20 protein-coding genes are annotated in these 21,242 nt (G+C 47.4%); 7 read left to right on the top strand and 13 right to left on the bottom strand.

Annotated elements, in window-relative coordinates; translation table 11 throughout:
- Nucleotides 1-9: 9 nt before the first annotated feature.
- Genes H615_RS0113575 through H615_RS0113565 form a run of 3 tightly spaced genes read left to right on the top strand, consistent with a single transcriptional unit; the run spans nt 10 to nt 2,896 of the window.
- Nucleotides 10-1,032: a YheC/YheD family protein gene (locus H615_RS0113575; protein WP_027955658.1), complete on the top strand. Its 1,023-nt coding sequence runs from the start codon at nt 10-12 to the stop codon at nt 1,030-1,032.
- A 25-nt stretch (nt 1,033-1,057) separates the two neighbouring features.
- Complete coding sequence (locus H615_RS0113570) at nt 1,058-1,486, top strand: hypothetical protein (RefSeq protein ID WP_027955657.1); 429 nt, start codon at nt 1,058-1,060, stop codon at nt 1,484-1,486.
- A 30-nt stretch (nt 1,487-1,516) separates the two neighbouring features.
- Nucleotides 1,517-2,896, top strand: a complete 1,380-nt coding sequence (locus tag H615_RS0113565) for a UDP-N-acetylmuramoyl-tripeptide--D-alanyl-D-alanine ligase (protein WP_027955656.1) — start codon at nt 1,517-1,519, stop codon at nt 2,894-2,896.
- A gap of 410 nt (nt 2,897-3,306) precedes the next feature.
- Here the strand turns inward: H615_RS0113565 and H615_RS0113560 are convergent, their stop codons facing one another.
- Nucleotides 3,307-4,623, bottom strand: a complete 1,317-nt coding sequence (locus H615_RS0113560) for a YheC/YheD family endospore coat-associated protein (protein WP_027955655.1) — start codon at nt 4,621-4,623, stop codon at nt 3,307-3,309.
- 107 nt (nt 4,624-4,730) lie between these two features.
- Here H615_RS0113560 and H615_RS0113555 point away from each other — a divergent pair, with 107 nt between their 5' ends.
- On the top strand, nt 4,731-5,822 hold the full coding sequence (locus tag H615_RS0113555; RefSeq protein ID WP_169516206.1) for a YheC/YheD family protein: 1,092 nt from the start codon (nt 4,731-4,733) through the stop codon (nt 5,820-5,822).
- Between the two features lie 5 nt (nt 5,823-5,827).
- On the opposite strand, the gene H615_RS0113550 is transcribed toward H615_RS0113555, so the two are convergent.
- The 3 genes from H615_RS0113550 to H615_RS0113535 all read right to left on the bottom strand — a co-directional run bounded on the left by H615_RS0113550 (nt 5,828) and on the right by H615_RS0113535 (nt 7,715).
- Complete coding sequence (locus H615_RS0113550) at nt 5,828-6,205, bottom strand: GNAT family N-acetyltransferase (RefSeq protein ID WP_242520384.1); 378 nt, start codon at nt 6,203-6,205, stop codon at nt 5,828-5,830.
- Between the two features lie 237 nt (nt 6,206-6,442).
- Nucleotides 6,443-6,958, bottom strand: coding sequence for a CBO0543 family protein (locus H615_RS0113540; RefSeq protein ID WP_027955652.1), 516 nt, complete (start codon nt 6,956-6,958; stop codon nt 6,443-6,445).
- A gap of 82 nt (nt 6,959-7,040) precedes the next feature.
- On the bottom strand, nt 7,041-7,715 hold the full coding sequence (locus H615_RS0113535) for an LbetaH domain-containing protein (RefSeq protein ID WP_211225373.1): 675 nt from the start codon (nt 7,713-7,715) through the stop codon (nt 7,041-7,043).
- A gap of 129 nt (nt 7,716-7,844) precedes the next feature.
- Between H615_RS0113535 and H615_RS0113530 the strand changes: the two genes are divergently transcribed.
- Nucleotides 7,845-9,053: a cytochrome P450 family protein gene (locus tag H615_RS0113530; RefSeq protein ID WP_051254710.1), complete on the top strand. Its 1,209-nt coding sequence runs from the start codon at nt 7,845-7,847 to the stop codon at nt 9,051-9,053.
- Nucleotides 9,054-9,211: 158 nt separating this feature from the next.
- Here the strand turns inward: H615_RS0113530 and H615_RS0113525 are convergent, their stop codons facing one another.
- Nucleotides 9,212-9,943, bottom strand: a complete 732-nt coding sequence (locus tag H615_RS0113525) for a tryptophan-rich sensory protein (protein WP_027955649.1) — start codon at nt 9,941-9,943, stop codon at nt 9,212-9,214.
- Nucleotides 9,944-10,166: 223 nt separating this feature from the next.
- Between H615_RS0113525 and H615_RS0113520 the strand changes: the two genes are divergently transcribed.
- Complete coding sequence (locus H615_RS0113520; RefSeq protein ID WP_027955648.1) at nt 10,167-11,021, top strand: SDR family oxidoreductase; 855 nt, start codon at nt 10,167-10,169, stop codon at nt 11,019-11,021.
- A 588-nt stretch (nt 11,022-11,609) separates the two neighbouring features.
- On the opposite strand, the gene H615_RS21380 is transcribed toward H615_RS0113520, so the two are convergent.
- The 7 genes from H615_RS21380 to H615_RS0113475 form a co-directional block, all read right to left on the bottom strand.
- Nucleotides 11,610-12,446 (bottom strand): glycosyl hydrolase family 28-related protein, encoded by an 837-nt coding sequence (locus H615_RS21380; RefSeq protein WP_169516205.1) that lies wholly within the window; start codon nt 12,444-12,446, stop codon nt 11,610-11,612.
- A gap of 130 nt (nt 12,447-12,576) precedes the next feature.
- The gene (locus H615_RS0113500) at nt 12,577-13,797 is read right to left on the bottom strand and encodes a multidrug effflux MFS transporter (protein WP_027955646.1); all 1,221 of its coding nucleotides are present in this window, start codon (nt 13,795-13,797) and stop codon (nt 12,577-12,579) included.
- Nucleotides 13,798-13,898: 101 nt separating this feature from the next.
- Nucleotides 13,899-14,720 (bottom strand): MerR family transcriptional regulator, encoded by an 822-nt coding sequence (locus tag H615_RS0113495; protein WP_027955645.1) that lies wholly within the window; start codon nt 14,718-14,720, stop codon nt 13,899-13,901.
- Between the two features lie 26 nt (nt 14,721-14,746).
- Nucleotides 14,747-15,709, bottom strand: coding sequence for a siderophore ABC transporter substrate-binding protein (locus tag H615_RS0113490; protein WP_027955644.1), 963 nt, complete (start codon nt 15,707-15,709; stop codon nt 14,747-14,749).
- A 22-nt stretch (nt 15,710-15,731) separates the two neighbouring features.
- Entirely contained in the window at nt 15,732-16,490 is a 759-nt protein-coding gene (locus tag H615_RS0113485) for an iron ABC transporter ATP-binding protein (RefSeq protein ID WP_027955643.1), read from the bottom strand.
- Nucleotides 16,484-17,434, bottom strand: a complete 951-nt coding sequence (locus tag H615_RS0113480; RefSeq protein WP_027955642.1) for an iron chelate uptake ABC transporter family permease subunit — start codon at nt 17,432-17,434, stop codon at nt 16,484-16,486. Before H615_RS0113480 ends, H615_RS0113485 begins: the two co-directional genes overlap by 7 nt.
- Nucleotides 17,424-18,377, bottom strand: coding sequence for an ABC transporter permease (locus tag H615_RS0113475; RefSeq protein WP_027955641.1), 954 nt, complete (start codon nt 18,375-18,377; stop codon nt 17,424-17,426). Before H615_RS0113475 ends, H615_RS0113480 begins: the two co-directional genes overlap by 11 nt.
- Nucleotides 18,378-18,776: 399 nt before the next feature.
- Here H615_RS0113475 and H615_RS0113470 point away from each other — a divergent pair, with 399 nt between their 5' ends.
- Nucleotides 18,777-19,664 carry a fructose bisphosphate aldolase gene (locus tag H615_RS0113470; RefSeq protein ID WP_027955640.1) on the top strand — a complete coding sequence of 296 codons (888 nt, stop codon included), beginning with the start codon at nt 18,777-18,779 and terminating at the stop codon, nt 19,662-19,664.
- A 518-nt stretch (nt 19,665-20,182) separates the two neighbouring features.
- On the opposite strand, the gene H615_RS0113460 is transcribed toward H615_RS0113470, so the two are convergent.
- Entirely contained in the window at nt 20,183-21,115 is a 933-nt protein-coding gene (locus H615_RS0113460) for a ribose-phosphate diphosphokinase (RefSeq protein ID WP_035532229.1), read from the bottom strand.
- Between the last annotated feature and the right edge of the window lie 127 nt (nt 21,116-21,242).

The following is a 21,242-nucleotide window of genomic DNA, read 5'->3' as shown; positions in this document are numbered from 1 at the left end:
GTGTGGAATATGACACGGATCGGAATGCTTCATTACCGTCAAAAACCCCATCACGTCACGAAAGCTTTTGCTTATGCAGCTGCAGCAAAAATGCATGGATCAGATTTTTTCTACTTCTCTTATTCAGGGATTGATTTTGACCACAGACGCATCAAAGGGTGGATTTATCAGGAAGGATCCTGGCACGAAAAGGATCTCCCCTTCCCTGAGGTCATCATCAATATCAGTGCGCCCAGATCCTCAAAGCAGAAAGCCGTCAGCCGTGCTCTCCGCAGACAGATTCCGTTTATCAGCCGATCGATTGGCAGCAAGCTGACTGTCTATAACAAAATCAAACGAGGAAAAACGTTTGCGGGCCACCTGATTCCCAGCCATCCGCTTCAATCAACGGCAGATGTCCAGTTGTTTCTTCAAGATCACCCGGAAGCCGTCATCAAGCCTCACTCAGGCCGGAAAGGAGAATCCATCCACTTCATTACAAAGCTTGAGGATGGATCCGTTACCTGGCAGACCGGATTAGAGAAGCAGACCTGTCCGCGGGAGGTTTGGGAAAAGAAAGTCACCGACCTTCTTCAAAACAAAAAATATTTGATTCAGCCGTATATCGACAGTCGGACGAATGCGGGATTCAGCTATGACTTCCGCCTCCATGTCCATAAAAATGAAGAAGGCCGGTGGCAGACGGCCTTGATCTATCCACGAATCAGTGGAACCAAGCGATTAACAAGCAATGTCAGCCGGGGAGGCTACCGTGGAGAACTTGTGCCCTTCCTCAAGGAAGAATTCGGCCGTGAATATTACAATATCAAGCAGCTCCTTGAGTACTTTGCTGTGCAGTTCGCCACGCATTTCGAAACGTTATACCCCGGACGTTCTTTCGATGAAATCGGGATCGATGCAGCCGTTGACCGCCATCAAAAACTGTGGATTTATGAAGTGAACTGGCGTCCTGGGAGCCGGCACAGGGAGTTTTCCATTGCCCGGCATATGATTCCTTATGCTTGTTACATGGCTCAGCAGTATAAGTCCTGAAGCTGATTGAAAGGGGATGGAAAGGTTGAAGGATCAAGCGAGTCTATTGAAAAGCATTGAAACACTTTATCAACAGCAGCTGGAACTTCAGGGAGACCCCTCAGATCCATGCAGCCCACTCCTCGCTAAACTCATGCGTATCGACACCATCCCTTTCTGCTTCTATGGACACCACTCCTCCATACCGTTCTCTGCCGAGGGCGACATTGGTGGAGAAACGTTTCAAACGTGGTGTTTCCGCATTGAAGCCATTCATAAACAAGAAAAAAACGTTCTTCTATCCCTTCTTCAGCCTTTTACGATTTACGGGGAACCTGCGGGATGGATGGAAGAAATCTATGCCTTAAAAAGGACGGATTGTTTGATAGCCCAGCCTGTTCCTTCTATTTCCTCCCTCTCCTGTTTGAATATCGATTTAATGAAACGTGACATTATCATGGAGCCGAAGTGGTAGAATTCCGGCTCCTGCGCAAAGGAGAATCCTGTGAGAAAACTATCAGTCAGTGACCTTGTGAAAGAATTGGATGGTGTGGTTGTACGTGAAGGATCCCTGTCCGTTGTAAAAAGTGTCGTCACCCGTGTGAAGAAAGTAAAGCCAGGCTGCTTATACTTCTGCCTGGATGTAAAAGCACCAGCGGTTCAGGAGACAGAGCAGCTGCCGGCGTGTGTGATGATCACAAGCCGTCCAAAAAGACTCCCCCCCCTCCGCGGTGACATTACGGTTATTCAAGTAAAAAAAACAAGGGAAGCCTACCATCACTTCCTTGCCTGGTACCGTCGCCTTCTTTCCACTCCCCACCTTGCCATCACCGGCAGTTATGGAAAAACGACGACGAAAGAGATGGTCAAGTATCTGTTAACTGAGAATCACCACGTAAAAGCAACAAAAGGCAACTACAATCTTTTCCGGTCGAACGCCGGGGTTTTAACAAGGATGAACGAGAATACCGATTTCGGAATCTTCGAATTCGGTGTTGGAAAGAAAGGGCACCTGGAGAAATGTGTCCGCTGTTTCAGCCCCTTTTCCGTGTTGATAACCGGGATCGGAACGGATCATATTGAACGCTATGGATCACAGCACCTGTATGCTGAGGAAAAAGCTAAATTACTCAAAGGTGCGGGAGTGGATCAACCTATTTTCCTGAATTCAGAATGTGACCATTCCAAGCGCTTCGCTCGATCACTCCCTCCCGGGCAGATCATCTGGTTCGGGACCGGTGAGCAGGCGGATTACAGAGGGTCCCACATCAAATATACGGATGAAGGGATGACGTTCACCCTCACCCATGCTGAAAAAAAATATGAAGCCTTCGTCCCTGCCTTTGGACTTCATATGGTCCGCAATGCCCTCGGAGCCATAGCTGCCGCCCATACCTTCGGGGTGGATATCGAAACCCTGCTGCAGCGGCTCCGAACCTTTCCACCATTGAAACGCCATTTGGAAATCACCAACGGCCTGAACGGGTCCACATTAATTGATGACTCCTGGAACTCCAACTCCGGTTCCATCGAAGCTGCCCTTGCCGTATTACAGGAAAAATCACGCGGCAAAAACAGTGTAGCTGTGCTCGGGCAGATCAATGAGCTGGGTCCTGAAGAAATTCAGGAGCATAAAAAAATCGGACGCCTCATTTACAACAACCAGCCCGGACGGCTCATCACTATCGGAGAGCGAGCGGCCGTCATGGCCAGAGAAGCTGTGAAATGCGGGATGAGAGCGCGCCATGTTTATATGTGCGGCACACCAGAACGAGCGCTTGAGCTCATTCAAAAATTTGCAGATGACCAGACCGTGTGTTTAATTAAAACATCGATGCGGGACTCCTATAGTCATTTCATCCGCGTCCTCAAAGACGAAACCTAAAAAGCAGCCCTTCCATTTATGGAAGGGCTGCTTAGCTTGTAGAGAAACCTTTTTCTAGTGACTCCAAAGGAGCGATCACCAATCCTTGGTCATGGATAGGATTTTCCTCACGCAAGCGGCAGTAACGCAGCTTGTACTGTTCTTTTGAAACGGCGAAGCAGCTATGCTCAACGTTCTCTTTTATCATAGGATAAAGCTGTCTTCCCACAGGTATCGGCACGTGTAGCGTTCGGTGGTGACGCCTGCGGGAACAGCGCGAGCCGAAGATCCACTTGGTCAAATGGTTTTCTTGACCAAGTTAGCTGAGGCCGTGCCCGCGGCAAGCATCCACCGATAAGCGGAACGTGCCCTCTCAACATGACATACGGACAACTCTAACTGGATAGAACGAACTTTTTCCTGTGCTGCTCTTATTTAAAGCCCGCCACTCGTTTCGCATACAGCATATTGGCTGTACGAATACGGTTGGCAAGTTCATTGTCTCCCGTAAAAGAAGCAACAAAATCATTCGGATTCCGATGATTGATTTCGATCAACCACACACGCCCGTGTCGATCCACACCGATATCGATGCCCAATTTACAATAGTGGAAACCGCAGTTCTCAATGACTTCCGATGCTCGGAGAGCCAGCTCCTCAATCTCCCCGATTAGAGAAGACACTTTTTCCTTTTCCTTAAACATCCGTTCCAGCATGACGACCGCAGGTTCAATCTTCCCCCCTTGATGACGGTTACTGACAATCTGCCCTTCCTGGCTGGTTCTTCCCATCAAAGCAAAGCTCTCCCAGCTTCCTTCCCCGTTTTTCACCATAACCGCCCGGAAATCATTGACCCTCCCCTCATATTGAAGGTCGAGGCCCTGCTGAACGATCACCTCACTGCCGGCAAAGACTTCCTTCAAAAAAGTCAGCCCGTCTTCAGATCGAGGGAATAAAAACTCTTTTTTATCTTCTGAATGAATATAGATCACCCTCATCCCCTTCTCTGTACGCAGCACCTTCGCCACACGTTTTCCCTGCATCCCTTTTACAGGCTTTACATAAACACAATGATGAGTCTCCAACATCTCAAGAAAATCTGCTGAACCCTGGAAAATCTTCGTTTCGGGAAGGTACGGCTTCAAAAACGAGGAAGATTGAAACCACGTATACATTTCCCACTTGGTAAACGTTCCGGAATGAAAAATGCGGTCTCCGATCAATTGGTGAAATTGTTTCTGCCACTTCTTTTTTAGTGGAACACGCTTGATAATGACCTGTGGAAACGGATAAATCCCTGCGGTCCATTCCCTTTTCACAGGATCAAAGAGATACCCAGCCACCAGCCGTTTATCCACGTCCACAGCTTCATTGGAAAACGCAATGACGGCTCCACCAAAGGATTCGTAGTTCTTCACATAACGCCGCAGCTTGTGCAGCATATCCTGCAAACCTTCCAGGCGGCTGGATGCGACGATTCCTATAATAGGTCCAATATGAACGGTATCTCTCTCACATTTCACTTCATAATGGGGCTCCATGGGAAGCATCAGGATCCCGAGGACTTCCCCTGACATAACCATCTGATCTTCGTCTACCTGGTCGGATGTCCGAAGTACGCCCTGACAGGACTGCAGTCCAAACTCCCAGGTATATACCCGGCCGTTCTCCATCCCCTCTTTCAAGGCGGATGATGGGTGAAGCGTGATGGCTGTTCCCGTCCCCTCTCCTTTATTCACTTGATACATACGTGTCCCCCCTGTTCATTTTCCGGCTTCTTTTATATGTATGAGCAACCGGAAAGAACATATCTTTTCTTCCTTCTGTATACATAGGATAAATGGAAACCCGGGAGGTGAGACATATCGAGAAAAAAGAGACCATCGGCATCATCCTGCCTGACAGCATCTGCGACCGGCTGGCAGTGGAAGGAAGTCAAATTAATGTCCGCGCATATCAGGAAGCGGCAGACCAGTTCATGTTGACAGCCGCCTTTTTCAAAGTGAAAGCTATCCAACCCGGCAGGGCGGCAGTAAAAGCATGGATCAGCAGTGAAAATGGATATGAACAGCGGACGATGCCTCTTCCACAGATTTTGTATTCCCGTGGATTTTTGTCCAGAAAGCAGCAGAGGTTCCTAACTGAATCAGGGATCATCTTCTACAATCACAAAGGCTTTAAACACGATAAATACCGGATGCATACGATGATCATGAAAGACCCTGAGCTCCGCCACTCTCTGCCCCGGACAGCAAAAGCAGATCCAGCCGTTTTAAAAACCATGATGGCCTCTTATGATTCTGTCCTGTTAAAGCCTGTCAACGGCAGCCTGGGTGCTGGAATCATGCATATAGAGAAAATTTCGAAGAACAGCTGGCGGTTGGAATACCAGGTGAAACGAAAGCAGTGGGAAGTTGAAACGTTCCAGGAGGAAATTCCTGAAGTAATCTTGAAAGCCTTCGATGCCAGGCCTTATCTCATTCAGGAGAAGATCCTGCTTGCCACCTGCAAAGGACGGCCATTCGACCTGCGCGTCGTTGTCCAGCGCAATCACACCGGAAACTGGGTGGTCGCCGGTATTTTATGCAAGGTTTCACCGAGTAAGGATCAATTCATCACGAACCTTAGTCAGGGAGGGCAGTCGCTCAGCTTTGAAGATGTCTTTACCCACCACCCTGACTTCCCACTGATTCCAACAAGAGATTGCATTGAACAAAAGGCCGTCCAGCTGGCCCGCCACATCGACAGGTACGCCGAACACATCGCAGATATCGCTTTCGATCTGGCTCTGGATACTTCCGGGCGGGTGTATTTCATCGAATGCAACTTCCGCGGCCGTTACGGAAACGTCCGCTATAAAGGAAAACGCCTGGAGGAATGGAAGGCCAAACATACCAATCCGATTGGTTACGCACGTTTTTTATACAATCAAATGAAACACCCCTGATTTGATCAGGGGTGTTTCCGTTCCATATAGGTGTACCTTTTGAGTCTTCCTTTCCGCTTGAATCCATACGTCTCATACATGGGCCGGCTGTTTGTATTGCAGTACGCATACAGTTTCTCCGCGTCCATGGAGCGGACACGCTTCAACCGCTCTTCAAAAAGACGGCGGTACACGCCACGCCCGCGGAACTCTTTCAGAACGAGATCGCTTTTACATTTGATCCCGTATTTGGTCCTCCGAAACGCACATACGCCTGCGAGCTTTCCTTCACAGTAGGCTCCAAGCCAGATCGTCGCTCTTGTCTTCCTTAATTTCAGAGACTCCTTTTCAAATGCTTCTTTCAAGGGCAGAACTTCCCTGAAACTGATTTCCTTCAACTTCATGTCCAACACGTGAAACTCCTCTGCCTTTTTCTTACTATATTCCGCAGTAATGTTACATGCGTGGACACAAAAAAAAGCTGCTGAGATTGACCTAAACGGCCTTCCTATGTCTATTTCCTTTTGTTGATTGTATTTCTGCCGATGTACATCCACATCGATCCATAGGTAAGGAAAAGAAGAATCAGAAACAGCGGCACGGACAAAAGATCCCGGATGACCATAGACCCCATCCCCTTTTTATTTTAAACTGTCCAGAGGAAACGGGAAGCATACGTAAAACAGGACAGCAATCGGAACAGCCAGAACCATAGCGAGAGACGGGCGTTTGTAATGAACCGCAAGGATGAGGAATAACAGAGTATTCAGCGGGATATTAAGCCAGTTGTTCCACCCATGATCATAAACATACATCCCTTTCATGGAAAACAGCCACTCCAGCGCCGTGTAGAAACCGATCCAGACTGCAACGTAATAGACGCGGGCGGCCTTCGAATCCGGCATCCGCTGCAGAAAAATGACAAGACCGGCCGGACAGATGATGAACGTGAATGCAGCGTTGATGATCGAATGGTTCAGCCACTCCAGCGTAACCCCCCGGAAAGCCCACAGCGTATGATTGTAGTAAAAGTAGTTATAGAGAAAGTTAGAAAGCATAAAGAATAACACCGTCGGGTACTGCCGGTGCCACTGGGTCCAGTCAATGAACCTCCACGCAAACAAAACCCAGACGATAATAACAAGCAGTAAATACATCGTTCATCCACTCCAATGAGTCAATTACCATCATTGTCGTCGATGACCGCCTGTTTTATACTTGTCCCTCTACGTAAAAAAACTATGAAAATTTCGCATGGAAGTACTCATCGAAATAACTTTGGGGTTTTGTTTTAATAACCAGCTGCGGAGACCTCCCGAACACAAGACTATTAGCCGGAATATCTTCATCCTTAATAAAGGACCCGGCACTAATAATCGTGTTCCTTCCGATCCGGCAGTTTCCAATGACGACCGCTCCAGCAAGCAGAGACACCCGCTCCTCGAATACCGGGAAAATATCATGGTTATTTCCAACCGTAATGTGCTGGGAAAACACGAAATCGTCGGCATACACCACCCTTCCAAGAACAGTGCCCATGGGATGATCAAGGAAAAAGAAATCCGGCAGCTCAACCTCATAATAAAGATCGACGGCATTCAAAACCTTATTCAAATAATAGATTCGTTCTGCCAGTGAAAACGCCTCATACTCACGTAATACTCTCGATAAATAATAAAGAAAGACCGTATACTGTCCTGAATGAAAAGGATTGAAGTATACCTCGCCACCTTTTCTGTAATACTTGTTCCGAATGCGGGAAAAGTTCACGGCCGTTTTTCCAAGCGCTTTCCCTACAGCAGATGCGAGAAGGTTTCTTTCCTTTTTGCCATCATATAAGAACAAATGGTCCAGCTGTTTTTCAACCAAACAAATGAGATCTTTTACCGGAACAGCTGTCTTCAGTGCCCCCACTCCTCTTCTCACAGCATTTGATTACAATGTACGCCGCTGATTTCCTGATATGCGTAAAACGGTTCGTTTGTGAGCCTTCTTCTCATCCTTTATACTCCATATATAAAGATGAGAAGGAGGAATTTGGAAATGAAAGAAATGGAAACATTGTATTCCTCACAGTTTAAAACAGGGGCTTATCCGTTTTATGAGGATAAACGAACATCACAGCCCGTCTTTCCGATGTCTGCGGACAATGGGTATACTTCCTGGCTTGTGACGAAATACGATGACGTCAAAGAACTCTTGAAATCCTCCAGCTTCATGAAAGATCAAAGTCGTCTATACGCTACGAGAGACAAACCCTCCCCGGAGGAAGGGCTGAATATTTTCGAAAATATGATGCTTGATGCCGACCCACCCGATCATACAAGGCTGCGAAAGCTCGTACAGCCCTATTTCAACCCGAAAACGATCAAACTTCTGGAACCACGTATTCATGAGATTACGGATGAACTGCTTGCTGAAATGAAAAGTAAGACAGCACCGGTCGATTTGATTGATGATTTCGCTTTTCCACTTCCGATTATTGTGATCAGTGAAATGCTTGGTGTGCCTGTGGAAGATCGTGAAAAGTTCCGCAAATGGTCCAACACCATCGTGGCCGCCTCTGATAACATGGCAGGGGATTTCGTAGAGGATGTCGAAGCTTTCACCCTTTACTTAACCGATCTTTTTGAGAAGCGCCGGGCTCATCCCAGGGAAGATTTGATTTCCTATCTGCTTCAAACGGAAGATGAGGGCGATCAGCTGAGTAAGAATGAGTTGTATTCCATGGTCGTCCTGCTCATCATTGCCGGGCATGAAACCACCGTCAATTTGATCGGCAATACGATGTATGCGCTCTTTGAACATCCCGATCAGCTCGAGCAGTTAAAAGAGGACCTATCCCTCGTGCCCCAAACGCTGGAGGAAGGACTGCGTTTCTATAGTCCTGTTGATTTCTCCACAGCACGCTGGGCCGCGGAGGACATGGATTTTCATGGAGAGACGATAAGAAAAGGAGATTTCATCATGGCCTCAATCAGCTCAGCGAACCGGGATGAAGCGAAATTCACCAGCGCCGATTGTTTTGATATCACGCGGCAGAAAAATACCCACGTCGCTTTTGGTTTCGGCATTCACTTCTGTCTTGGTGCTCCACTTGCCCGTATGGAAGGAAAAGCCGCTGTCGAAAAACTGCTGCATACCTTTCCAGATATCCACCTGGACCCCGAACGTGAGCATCCGGAATGGCGTCCTGTCTTCCTGCTCCGAGGCCTTCAGTCTCTCCCTGTCCAGCTTTCCTGCAAGGAATAAAAAAGAAACCAGATCCGCATCAGCGGACCTGATTTTATATTGCTCTTTGTTACGCTCTTCCTGTACTCCGGCATGTAAGGGGGATCTTCTGAACAGAAGATCCCCCTTTTTTTAACCTCTTATTCGGAAAGGTCAGGAAGAGTTCGGAGACGAGTTGTTTATAAACGTCGCTGCCGTAAAGCGTAAAAAGCAGTCAGAATCAATAGTAGTCCGGCGAGTGTATACGCTGTATACACCACACCAGGAACGCCTGCACCTTCGTTTTTCACGGCGATTCCGACAAACGCCCAGACAAACACAAGTGGATACACCCAGTCCTTCTGGCTGGTCATAAAGACTAAAGCGAGCAGGAAGCCGACGATCAGGAGAAGGATCGTCCAGGCAGAGGCAGAAATCCCAAAGCCGTCCCAGCCGATGTAAGTTAAGTAATAACTGATATTGGCAATCGTAGCGACACTGATCCATCCTAAGTAGACGGAAAAAGGAAGCCGCTCCCAAAACGAAGCTCCTGATTCCTGAAGCTTAAGATAAAGGCGGATGAGCGTGAGCAGAAGCAAAAGCATAACAAGGACGGACAGCCCGAAGAACTCGTAATGCCACATAAAAATCCATAAACTGTTCAACAGCGAGCTCAACACAAACAGACCGCTCGTATTCTGGTAAACAGGAAGATTTCTGCGGCTTTCAGGGAACATGCTGAGCACCCAGATGCCGAGTAATAAGTAGATAAGTCCCCAAATACTGAACACATAGCCGGCTGGCGTGAACAGCACATCCAGCCTGTTCGATATTTCCCCTGTTGTCTGACCATTCAACGGCAAGGCATTCGCCAGCCCGTTCACTACTACGACGAGAAGGAACGCAGCCAGATTCATCAGGAATTTCCCCATAATAAACACCCCTTTTATAAAACATTCATGTTTCATTATTATTCCTTTTGACCCTGGAATAAAACATTTCAAGCCACACCTGCAAATAAATCCAAAACATTTTATATCTTCTACTTGCGTTAGAGTTGACTCTAACCGCTATAGTTACATTGAGCAATCCGGATTGATGAAGAAATACCGCCAAATGGATAAAAATAATGAAAACAAAAAGGATGGGATGACGATGAATAAAAACATTGCTGTTATTACAGGAACATCCACAGGACTCGGTCTTGGGGTAAGTAAAGTGCTGGCAGAAGCAGGCTGGAAGGTATACGCCACGATGCGGAACCTTAAGAAAGGGACGCCGGTCAAGGAACTCCAGCAGAAAGGACTGGATATCGAACTTCTTCAGCTGGACGTTCAGTCACAGGCATCTGTTGATCAGGCTGTCCAGACGGTTATAGACAGGGAAGACCGTATAGATTTATTCATCAACAACGCAGGCGTTGGTTATGTGCAGAACACTGAACAATCATCCGAGCATGATTACCAACGTATCTTTGATATCAACACGTACGGGCAGATCCGCTGTACAAAAGCCGTACTCCCTCACATGAGAGAGCAGAGGGCAGGACGCATTGTATCCATCTCCTCTGTCGGCGGGCTCGTCGGCCAGCCGATGAATGAAATCTACTGTGCATCAAAATTTGCCCTGGAAGGATATTATGAGAGTCTGGCGACCTATGTAACCCCGTACTTCGGTGTGGAATTTATGATCGTCGAGCCAGGCGGCATTTCCTCTGAATTTGCCAAATCTGTTCTTTCAGACATCGAAAACAAAGGCGGCTTTCCGAAGGATGCTTATGAGCCGGTGCTTAATGACTATATGTCCCAGCGAGATCATCACGATTCAGGGGTGTTCCAGACGCCTGAAGAAATCGCGGAAATCATGCTGATGGAACTGGAAAAAGACACTCTCCCTCTCCGCATGAGAACTTCTGAATGGTCTGAGGAATTCACGAAGCTGAAAACCTCTGCCGATCCAACCGGTTTGAAGCAGACCGCCATGGTCACTTCCAGCCTGCTCGGAAAATAAGAAAAAGACCATCCTGCTCTCAGGATGGTCTTTTTCTTTCTTACCGCCAGGAGCGAGCTCCCTTCCCTTTCCGCGGACGAGCGCCCGAGCTACCTCGCAAAACCCACACTCGGCGATCTCGGATCACTCGTTCTTCCGCAGGAGTGGAAGGGGCACCGCTCCTTGGGGGTTCTCTAAAAATCGGGAAAGACTCCCCTTCACCCAGCTCACCTTTGCTGGATGGAGGACAATCTTTTTCATATTCCAGAAGGCAGCCATCATCAGCGCCTGGTCTTTCCCTTTTTCTTATTCTTTTCCACGCAGGCGGCAACAGCGCCGCCCATGCCGTTCTTTTGAATCTGCGATCCTGCGTAGTGCACAATCTCTCTTCTATATATTCTAACGTCGGCACGAGGAGCGTTCGGTGGTGATGCCTGCGGGAACAGCACGGGCCGAAGATCCACATGGTCAAATGGTTTCTTGACCAAGTTAGCTGAGGCCGTGCCCGCGGCAAGCATCCGCCGATAAGCGGAACGTGCCCTCTCAACACGACATGCGGACAACTCTAACTGGTTAACTCAGGATGATCTTTCTTCATAATCCGCGGCCTTAGTAGGTATTGTCCGTCCCTTGGTCAAGGACGCTGTGATTCCCACGGAGCCTGCACTCCGTATGACTGCTGTTTGAGGTCAGATGGACTAGATCCCCCATCTGGGAAGCGAGATCAGCGTCCCAGATCATTCCATGTAGATAATTATAATCTCCTGTCACACGGACAGCCCTTTGACTTACACTGGAAAGTTGAATCTGTAGATTTGTAAAATGGTTGCCGCTCGCTTCATTAGGAATGGTTTTCGAAGAATTCATCCATATCCCCCTGACACAATCATCAATCGTCACATTCGTGAAGTTGTTGGCATTCACCCAGCTGTACCCAGAGGAAGGTTTCGTTACCCTTATTTCTAAAGCTGTGTGAAGCCCCACCGCTTTAATATCATCAAATTGCAAAAAGGAAATTTCATCAGAAGGCTGACTGGAAGACAGGTGGATTCCTGTGCCCTTATGAGACCCCGACCAGTTCACCATATGAATCTGTTGAAACCTGGAGCGGTTCCAGGAGTTGTAATACTTGTACTTCCCATCAAAAACAAAAATCCTACGATTAAAACGGCTGTCGTCTATCGCTATATAGGCCCCTGTTATTGATGCATCCTTCTCAATATGCAGCACATCCTGATTGCCGTATACAACAAAGCGGGCGTCATAAGCAAAGATCAGACTTACCCCTTCACGAAGAATCAACGTTTCAGTAATGACATAATCTCCATCCGGTACATACACCACACTTGGATTTCCATTGATTGCTGCATGATTTATGGCCTGCTGCACTTTCTGCGAGTCACTTCCGGTGAAATCTGTAACAAAAACAGCATGATCCTGATTCAATTCTTTCCTACCCCCATGCGGTTTGTCTGAAAGTAGAGCACCGCTGATATCCGGCACTTCATGCCTTCTATCATTCTATGCAGGACCATCCATGCCCGTCCCTGATTCTCAGTGACCACCACGCAGGTAGTCAGGAAACGGCTTTTTTCTCAGGACGGTTCAAAAGGATGTAAAAGACCACTGCCATTGTGGAACAGACAGCCATCACGAGAGCCATCGGAAGGGCACCGCCGCCAAGACCGACAAGCGGTGAAACGATGGCCCCGAGTAAGAAAGGCAGCAGTCCCAGCAGCGCTGAGGCGCTCCCTGCCTGCTCAGCCTGATCCTCCATAGCCAGAGAGAAAACGGTCGTGTTGACGATTCCTACACTCGTAACAGCAAGGAAGAGCGTGAAACATAACAGCACCACAGGGGCTTCTGCCAGAGCCGCACCAACAAGCAGTATCCCCCCGGTAAACGCCTGAATCAATCCATAACGGAACAAAGCTGTCCCACTGATCTTCCGGCTGAGCCAGCCGGTCACCTGGGTGGCTGCCACAAGTCCGAGACCATTCACCGCAAATACCAAACTGAACTGCTGGGCGGATAAGGCATAGACTTCCTGAAGGACAAAGGTCGAACCAGAAATATAGGCGAACATTCCACTCATTATGAATCCTTTACTTAACACATACCCCATAAAGGTTCTGTTTTTGATTAATGAACCGAACGTCGCTACGGTTTCCTTCAGTCCGCCTGTTTTACGGTTCTTCTTAGGAAGTGTTTCTTCTAAAAACAAGGCTACTGCAAGAAGCATGAGAAGGCCGAGACCCGTAAGTACTCCAAAAATGCCACGCCACGGCATCACCTGCAGCAGCTGTCCGCCTGCTACAGGGGCAAGAATGGGCGCAAGTCCATTCACAAGCATGAGCAGCGCAAAAAACTTTGTGAGCTCAGGTCCTGAAAACAAATCTCTGGCCGTTGCCCTTGAAATCACCAGTCCGGCTGCACCGGACAACCCCTGCAGGAGCCGCAATGCCACAAAGCTCCAGATGGAACCTGTAAACAAGCACAAAAATGATGCCAGCATATAAACTCCGAGAGCAATGACCAACGGCTTTTTACGACCTCTGACATCACTTAATGGCCCCATCACCAGCTGACCGACAGCAAGACCGATCAAGCAGGCCGTCAAACTGAGCTGGGTCATCGATGTTGTCGTGCCAAGCTCATCCGCTATCGTGGGAAGCGCTGGAAGATACATATCTATGGTTAACGGACCGAAAGCACTCAATGATCCTAAAATAAATATAAATACAGCAACCGTACTCCGCTTATCTACTCTTTCCTGATAAACCTCTGTGTGATTCATCTGTTCGTTCCTCCTTTACACATACTTCATCAGTTTACAGGGTCCACCCACTGGAGGGTCAATCACGAAAAAAGACGGCCGGGAAATTACCCGGCCGTCTTTTACTGTTTCACTTTCATTTGAATTTCGCGTATGTGCTCTTCTTCTTTATGAGAAATGAACGATTCTACGATGGTACGGACGAGAAACGGACCATCTGTCTGCCAGCCCGCGTTCGTTATGTTCTCCAGAATGTTCTGGTAAACAGCAGGGTTACGGCTTTCCTGCGCTTTCACATACGTTGTCGCATAGAAGCCCTCTTCGAGAATTTTCCGCTTATCATGCGATTCTTCCTGTTTTTCATCCACGGTGATGAAAACAGCACTGTAATCAACGGCATCCGTTTTGAAAACATCCGCCTGTTCTACAACCATCCCGACCGTCCCGACCATGATCGGAGATTTCGCACTCACCTGCTTTTTCAATTCACGGAGCACTTCTTCCACATCATCCAGCTTGCCAAAGTGTCCCCGTACTTCAATGATCGAACGTTCCGGAAAGAACTCTGTGTTCGTCTGATTTCTGATCCGATGATCCTTGGAGGATTCGAGTTCCGATATTTTTTGACGCAGCAGGCGGTTCATACGGGTAAGATCATCAATCAGATCTTCGTTTTTCTGTTTGTACTCCGCCAGCACTTCCATGAATTCATCGACTGTACTGTGCTCGACTTTCCTCTTGATTTCCCGGAGCGGCACACCCATATTTTTCAAAAAAGTGATCATGTCCAACTTCTTGAACTGTTCCATTGAATAATACCGGTACCCTGTCTGCGGGTCTACTTCATAGGGGACGAACAGGCCGATATCATCATAATAACGAAGGGTTTTGACCGAAATGTTATTCAGTTTGGACATTTGGCCGATCGTAAACGTTCTCTTCATCTTTCCCCCTCGCTTCTACCTGATGTTTATTCCTCCAGAGCACGCTTCACTTCCTCAGCCATAAGATCGATCGGAGGAAGTCCACTGGATAGATACCACAGTTCAGGATCCAGGTAAACCATCTGGTCATTTTGAGCTGCCGTCGTACTATTTACCAAATCGTTATTCAACGTTTCAGCTGCGGCGGACTCTCCATTTACCACTTGGTCGCGGTCGACAACGAACAGGTAGGACGGATCTTTTTCAGCAATATACTCAAAAGAAATATCCATCCCGTGCGTAGATGCTTCGATATCATCGGCCGTTGGCTGGACACCAAACACATCATGAAGCATGCCGAAACGTGATCCCGGTCCATAGGCACTCACTTTCCCACCGTTGGAAAGGACAACCAGGCCATCCTGTCCATTGTTTTCTGCTGTTTCTTTCATAGCAGCGACCGTTTCATCAAGCTCATCAAGCTTGGTCTGCACTTCATCTTCCTTATTAAAAATCTGCCCCAGTGTTTCCATGCCCTCTTTATAGGATGCCATAAAATCTGCTGGATCAGCCGATAGATATAACGTTGGAGCAATGTCCTTCAGTTCCTCGTAGGCTTCTCCCTGTCGTCCGGCAATAATGATCAAATCCGGCTGCATTTCATATATCGTTTCAAAATCCGGCTCTTTCAAACTTCCAAGATTCGTATAGTCTTCTCCTTCATACTTGGAAAGATACGAAGGGATGTTACTTGATTTTGCCACACCTGACGCTTCAATTCCAAGCTGATCCAGCGCAGACAGTGTACCATAATTGAAAACAGCTATTTTTTCAGGGTTTTCCGGCACTTCTGTTGTACCTAGTTCATGTTCAATAGTAAGAGTTTCTTTCGTTTCTTCAGTTTCATTATTTGTTTCAGCTTCCGCACTGTTCCCTTCTCCCTGAGAGGAACAGGCTGCCAAAAACATAACAGCAGCAATAAATAAACCGAACAACCATACTTTTTTCATCATCGACTCATCCTTTTTTCTATTATTTAAAATGTAGACAAATTCGTTCACCGTTAATTAGCTGCACAGGAATATCCATGTCGTAGACTTCCTTTAGCATCTCACTGTTAATCATTTCCTCCGTCGGGCCTTCCCGGACAATCTCCCCATGCTTCAAGGCAACAATCCGGTCCGAGTAGCAGGAGGCAAAGTTGATATCGTGAATCACTATAACCGCCGTTTTCCCCATTTCCTCGACCATTTTCCTCAACGATTTCATAATTTGTACGGAATGCTTCATGTCCAGGTTGTTCAAAGGTTCATCGAGCATCACATAGTCTGTATCCTGCGCAATGATCATGGCAATGTAGGCCCGCTGCAGCTGACCACCACTCAACTCATCGATATATCGCTCCTGGATTTCCTCAAGCTCCATATAATGAATGGCTTTGTTGATTTCCACCCAGTCCTCTTTTGTTAAACGTCCCTGTGAGTATGGGAAGCGTCCAAAACTAATCAAATCACGGACCTGGATTCGCAGATCAATATGATTGGACTGTTTTAGAATGGAAAGCTCTTTAGCCAGATCGTTCGGTTTGATCGAATGAATGTCCCGGCCGTGCAGAAGCACCTGGCCCTCATCCTTGGAAATCAGCCGGCTGAGCATGGAAAGCAGGGTGCTTTTCCCTGCCCCGTTCGATCCTATGAAAGATGTAATTTTTCCGGGCTGAATGTCCACGGATAAATTTTCTATGACTTTTTTCGAACCATACGTTTTTGATACGTGTTTCACTTCTACCATGAACGATTCTCCTTCAACAATAAGTAAAGAAAGTAAACACCGCCGACGAAGTTTACGATGACACTGATTGGAATTGAGAATGTGAACAGATGCTCTACGATAAACTGTCCACCCGCAAGTGTGATGATGCTGATCAAAACGGCTCCAATAATCAAATAGCTGTGGCGGTAGGTTTGAAACAGCTGATGAGCGACATTGGCGACGAGCAGGCCGAGAAATGTGATCGGACCCACCAATGCTGTCGATACAGAAACAAGGACAGCAATAATGATCAGCCAGCGCCGGACAATTTTGTTATAAGGAATACCGAGGTTCACTGCCTGATCCTGTCCGAGGGCCATGACATTCAAATACTTCAACATCGGAAACGCGTAAACCCCGGTCAGGATCATAATGATGGCGGAAATACCAAGCAGGTCATCATTAACATTGTTAAAGCTGGCAAACATGGAATCCTGAACAATCGAAAATTCATTCGGGTCAATCAGCATCTGCATGAAGGAAGAGATGCTGCTGAAAAAGGTCCCGCATATAATTCCAATCAACAGAAGGAAGTAAATATTGCGCTGCTCCATTCTAAATACAAGCCTGAACAGAAGCAGAGCGAACAGCACCATTAAACCTACAGACAACACAAAATGGAATCGATTCTCCATCATCGCCAGCTGCCGGCCTCCGAAAACAAATACGATGGCCGTCTGGATCAGCATGTACAGCGAATCCAGGCCGATTAAGCTCGGCGTCAAAATCCGGTTGTTCGTGATCGTCTGAAAAATGACCGTAGAGAAAGCGATACAGCTTCCTGTCAAAATAATAGCGGCGACTTTCACCAGCCTGCGCGGAAACACATAACCAAAGGCTGTGCCGATATCCCAGAACAAAAAGAGCACCGAAAAAGCGGTGGCCAGCAGACCGAGCAGGAGCATTTTTCTTTTAAGAAGCATAAGCATTCCTCCTTAACAGCAGAAACAGGAAGATGCCGCTCCCAAGAACGCCGACCGTTAAACCAATGGATATTTCATACGGGAAAATCAACACCCGGCCGAGTATGTCGCATACGAGCACAAACAGGGCGCCCAGAAGAGCTGTATGAAGCAGATTCTTCTGCAAATGGTCCCCCTGGTAGATCGATACGATATTCGGAATGATCAAGCCGAGGAACGGCAGAGAACCGACCGTCAACAGGACAATGGACGAAACGAACGCGACGATGACCAGACCGATGTTGACGATCTGTTTGTACTGAAGTCCCAGGTTGCTCGCAAAGTCCTTTCCCATCCCGGCGATTGTAAAGCGGTTGGCATAAAAGTAAGCCAGAATCAAAGCCGGAATACTCAAATACAACAGCTCGTACCTTCCTTTTACTATCATTGAGAAATCTCCCTGCAGCCAGGATCCGATGCTCTGGATCATATCAAAACGGTAGGCGATGAACGTCGTCAGAGATCCAACGATATTCCCGAACATCAGACCAACAAGCGGGATGAAAATCGTATCCTTGAATTTGATCCGGTCGAGAATCTTCATGAATAGAAACGTCCCGGCCAGGGCGAACACAAAAGCGATGGAAACCTTCATCAGCATGCTCGCTGTCGGAAAAAGAATGAGCGCCGCAAGAATCCCGAGTCTTGCAGAGTCCATCGTCCCGGCCGTTGTCGGCGACACGAATTTATTCCGGCTCAACTGCTGCATAATAAAGCCGATGACACTCATGCTCATCCCGGCAATCAGAATACTGAGCAGCCTCGGGATCCGGCTGACAAGCAGAATTTCCTGCTGCTGGGAGGTCAGCCCGCCAATGTCCATCAAGGACAGCTCCGATACGCCGATGAAAATAGATGCTATGGATAAAATGATTAAAGTTATGACTAAGTATAGAACTCTCATACACGTACTTCTTAATGGAATGCCTCAATCTCCAACACGACAAAGATAATCATTCTCAATTAAAAAGGCTGGACCTCCCCTCTATCCTTCCTTCTATATCCCATTATATTGATAATGATTATCATTATCAATATAATTTTTCGATTAATTTCTACACAGGCATTTTATTCTTCTTCCCATGCTAAACCCTCCAGTAACTGGAGGGTCAACAAAAACTGCGCTCTTATGGACCATACTCCTCGCTCATATGTGCAACTATATGAAAGACTATCCTCCTATCCCTGTTGAAAAATGGGGAAAACCAAAAATTATAGAAGGAGTTTGTTTGATGTTAAAGAATAGGTGAGAGAGGGAAAAGGATCCATGGAGTTTTTAAATTTCGTAAAAGGAGCGGATTTCATGAACACCCGTCATTTTGAACGAATGAAAAACGAAGAAGGATTTATTGCTGCACTGGACCAGAGCGGTGGGAGCACACCTAAGGCCCTTGCCGCCTATGGCGTACACGAAGACGCTTATGCCAATGAAGAGGAAATGTTCAACCAGGTCCACGAGATGAGAACGAGAATTCTCACCTCCCCTTCCTTTAATTCTGAGCAGATTCTTGGCGCCATCTTGTTTGAACAGACGATGGACCGCGAAGTGGAAGGCAAATTCACAGCAGACTACCTTTCATCCAAAGGTATCGTCCCTTTTCTTAAAGTTGATAAAGGACTTGCCGAACAGGAAAACGGCGTACAGATGATGAAGCCGATCCCTGACCTTGATGATATGCTGCGCCGTGCCAACGAACGAAACATTTTTGGTACGAAAATGCGTTCTGTCATTCATGAAGCGAATTACGACGGCATCAAAGCTGTCGTAGACCAACAGTTTGAAGTCGCTAAAGAAATCCTTGCTGCCGGGCTCGTCCCAATCATAGAGCCGGAAGTCGACATCAACAGTGAGGAAAAAGAAAAATGTGAGGATATCCTGCGCGGTGAGATCCTCAATCAGCTTAATCAGCTGCATGAAGATCAAAACGTGATGCTGAAACTGACGATTCCTACGAAGCCGAATGCTTACGAGGAAATCATCAACCATCCTCGTGTCGTCCGCGTTGTTGCTCTTTCCGGTGGATACTCTCGCGAAGAAGCCAACGAAAAACTGAAGGATAATGAAGGTTTGATCGCAAGCTTCTCCAGAGCCCTTGTCGGCGATCTGCATGTCGATCAGTCACAGGAAGAGTTCGACCAGTCCCTGAATCATTCCGTAAGCTCCATTTATGACGCTTCCGTAAATAAATAAACAGACAAAAACCTCCGCTGATTCAAGCGGAGGTTTTCTTAGTGTAGTGAAACCATTTATTCACCAGCCTTCAGGAGCACAAACCATTCCCTTTCCGCGGACGAACGTCCAAGCCTCCTCGGGAAAACCGCCCTCCGGGGTCTTGCCCGCCCGTTTTTCCGCAGGAGTGAAATGGTTTGTGCTCCCTCCGGTGCCGGAAAAGACTCTCCTTCATCCAGCCGATCCTATAAGTGAAATGTCAAAAAATGATGCTCTCTTTAGCAAACCGGCCACCTTTTCAACCATGACAGGGTGTGGACACGGGGAGCGTTCGGTGGTGACGCCTGCGGGAACAGCACGAGCCGAAGATCCACTTGGTCAAGTGGTTTTGTTGACCAAGTTAGCTGAGGCCGTGCCCGCGGCAAGCACCCACCGATAAGCGGACCGTGGCCACCCACACGATTCAGGCGAAGAGGTAAGAGAACACGTGCTCTGCAAGTAGAAAACCCCCGCTTTTTTAAAAGCGGGGGTTTTCCTTATTAATCGAACAGGACACTGACGGACTGCTCTTTCTGCACACGTGTCAACGCATCCGCAAACAACGGGGCAACAGATAGCGATACGATTTTATCAATACGCTTTTCCTCAGGAAGATAAACAGAATTCGTCACGACCAATTCCTTGATCGGTGAATCCTCGATGATCTTCACGGAAGGATCCGACAATACGGCATGGGTGCCGCATGCATAAATCTCATTGGCTCCATTTTCGAGGAGCGCAGCAGCCGCTTGATCGATCGTTCCGGCTGTATCAATCATATCATCCACGATAATGACGTTCTTTCCTTCAATATTACCGACCACATTCAAATCTTCCTCCATGTGGGGTTCAGGGCGGCGTCTATCCACAAATGCTATAGGCACATCCAGAATATCGGCCATGCGGCGCGCCCGGCGCAGACCGCTTGTATCAGGAGCTACCACGACAACATCCTCGATGTTTTTCTCCTTGTAATACTGAGCAATAATCGGAATACCGAGCAGCTGGTCGACCGGGATGTTGAAGAATCCCTGAATCTGCGGCGCATGCAGGTCAAGAGCGACGACTCTTGATACGCCTGCTTTTTCCAACAGGTTGGCAATCAATTTAGCCGTGATCGGTTCACGCGGACGTGCTTTCCGATCCTGACGGGCATACCCGTAATAGGGGATGACCACATTAATGGTCTTGGCGGAAGCTCTCTTCAAAGCATCCACCATAATCAAAAGCTCCATAATATGCTCATTGACCGGCTGGGCCGTCGATTGAATCAAATAAATGTCGTCACCACGGACACTTTCCTCGATCGTAATTTGAATTTCACCGTCACTGAACCTCACTACAGAACTCTCTCCTAAAGGAACATCCAATATCTCTGAGATTTCCTCTGCCAACGGTTCGTTGGAATTAAGCGTAAACAGCTTCATGCTCATCTTGATCTCTCCTGTACGTAAGAATTCAAATGGAGCCTATGTTTTACTTTTCATCCTAATAAACATTTACACCATTTTTATTTTGAGTTTACATCACTGTGTTATTCCAATAAAGAGTATACTATAC

Origin of the sequence: Halobacillus kuroshimensis DSM 18393 (genome assembly GCF_000425705.1) — a bacterium.
Classification (GTDB): domain Bacteria; phylum Bacillota; class Bacilli; order Bacillales; family Halobacillaceae; genus Halobacillus; species Halobacillus kuroshimensis.
The sequence above is the reverse complement of the archived record's forward strand: the minus strand, read 5'-3'. Positions and strand labels throughout refer to the sequence as shown.

Coding starts and splice junctions, on each gene's coding strand:
- H615_RS0113485 (WP_027955643.1), bottom strand. CDS start 16,490: ATGGTAGAAGTGAAACACGTATCAAAAACGTATGGTTCGAAAAAAGTC.
- H615_RS0113525 (WP_027955649.1), bottom strand. CDS start 9,943: ATGGGGAAATTCCTGATGAATCTGGCTGCGTTCCTTCTCGTCGTAGTA.
- H615_RS0113550 (WP_242520384.1), bottom strand. CDS start 6,205: ATGAAGTTGAAGGAAATCAGTTTCAGGGAAGTTCTGCCCTTGAAAGAA.
- H615_RS0113530 (WP_051254710.1), top strand. CDS start 7,845: ATGAAAGAAATGGAAACATTGTATTCCTCACAGTTTAAAACAGGGGCT.
- H615_RS0113490 (WP_027955644.1), bottom strand. CDS start 15,709: ATGAAAAAAGTATGGTTGTTCGGTTTATTTATTGCTGCTGTTATGTTT.
- H615_RS0113540 (WP_027955652.1), bottom strand. CDS start 6,958: ATGTATTTACTGCTTGTTATTATCGTCTGGGTTTTGTTTGCGTGGAGG.
- H615_RS0113480 (WP_027955642.1), bottom strand. CDS start 17,434: ATGCTTCTTAAAAGAAAAATGCTCCTGCTCGGTCTGCTGGCCACCGCT.
- H615_RS0113500 (WP_027955646.1), bottom strand. CDS start 13,797: ATGAATCACACAGAGGTTTATCAGGAAAGAGTAGATAAGCGGAGTACG.
- H615_RS0113470 (WP_027955640.1), top strand. CDS start 18,777: ATGAACACCCGTCATTTTGAACGAATGAAAAACGAAGAAGGATTTATT.
- H615_RS0113475 (WP_027955641.1), bottom strand. CDS start 18,377: ATGAGAGTTCTATACTTAGTCATAACTTTAATCATTTTATCCATAGCA.
- H615_RS0113460 (WP_035532229.1), bottom strand. CDS start 21,115: ATGAGCATGAAGCTGTTTACGCTTAATTCCAACGAACCGTTGGCAGAG.
- H615_RS0113560 (WP_027955655.1), bottom strand. CDS start 4,623: ATGTATCAAGTGAATAAAGGAGAGGGGACGGGAACAGCCATCACGCTT.
- H615_RS0113495 (WP_027955645.1), bottom strand. CDS start 14,720: ATGAAGAGAACGTTTACGATCGGCCAAATGTCCAAACTGAATAACATT.
- H615_RS0113520 (WP_027955648.1), top strand. CDS start 10,167: ATGAATAAAAACATTGCTGTTATTACAGGAACATCCACAGGACTCGGT.
- H615_RS0113575 (WP_027955658.1), top strand. CDS start 10: ATGACACGGATCGGAATGCTTCATTACCGTCAAAAACCCCATCACGTC.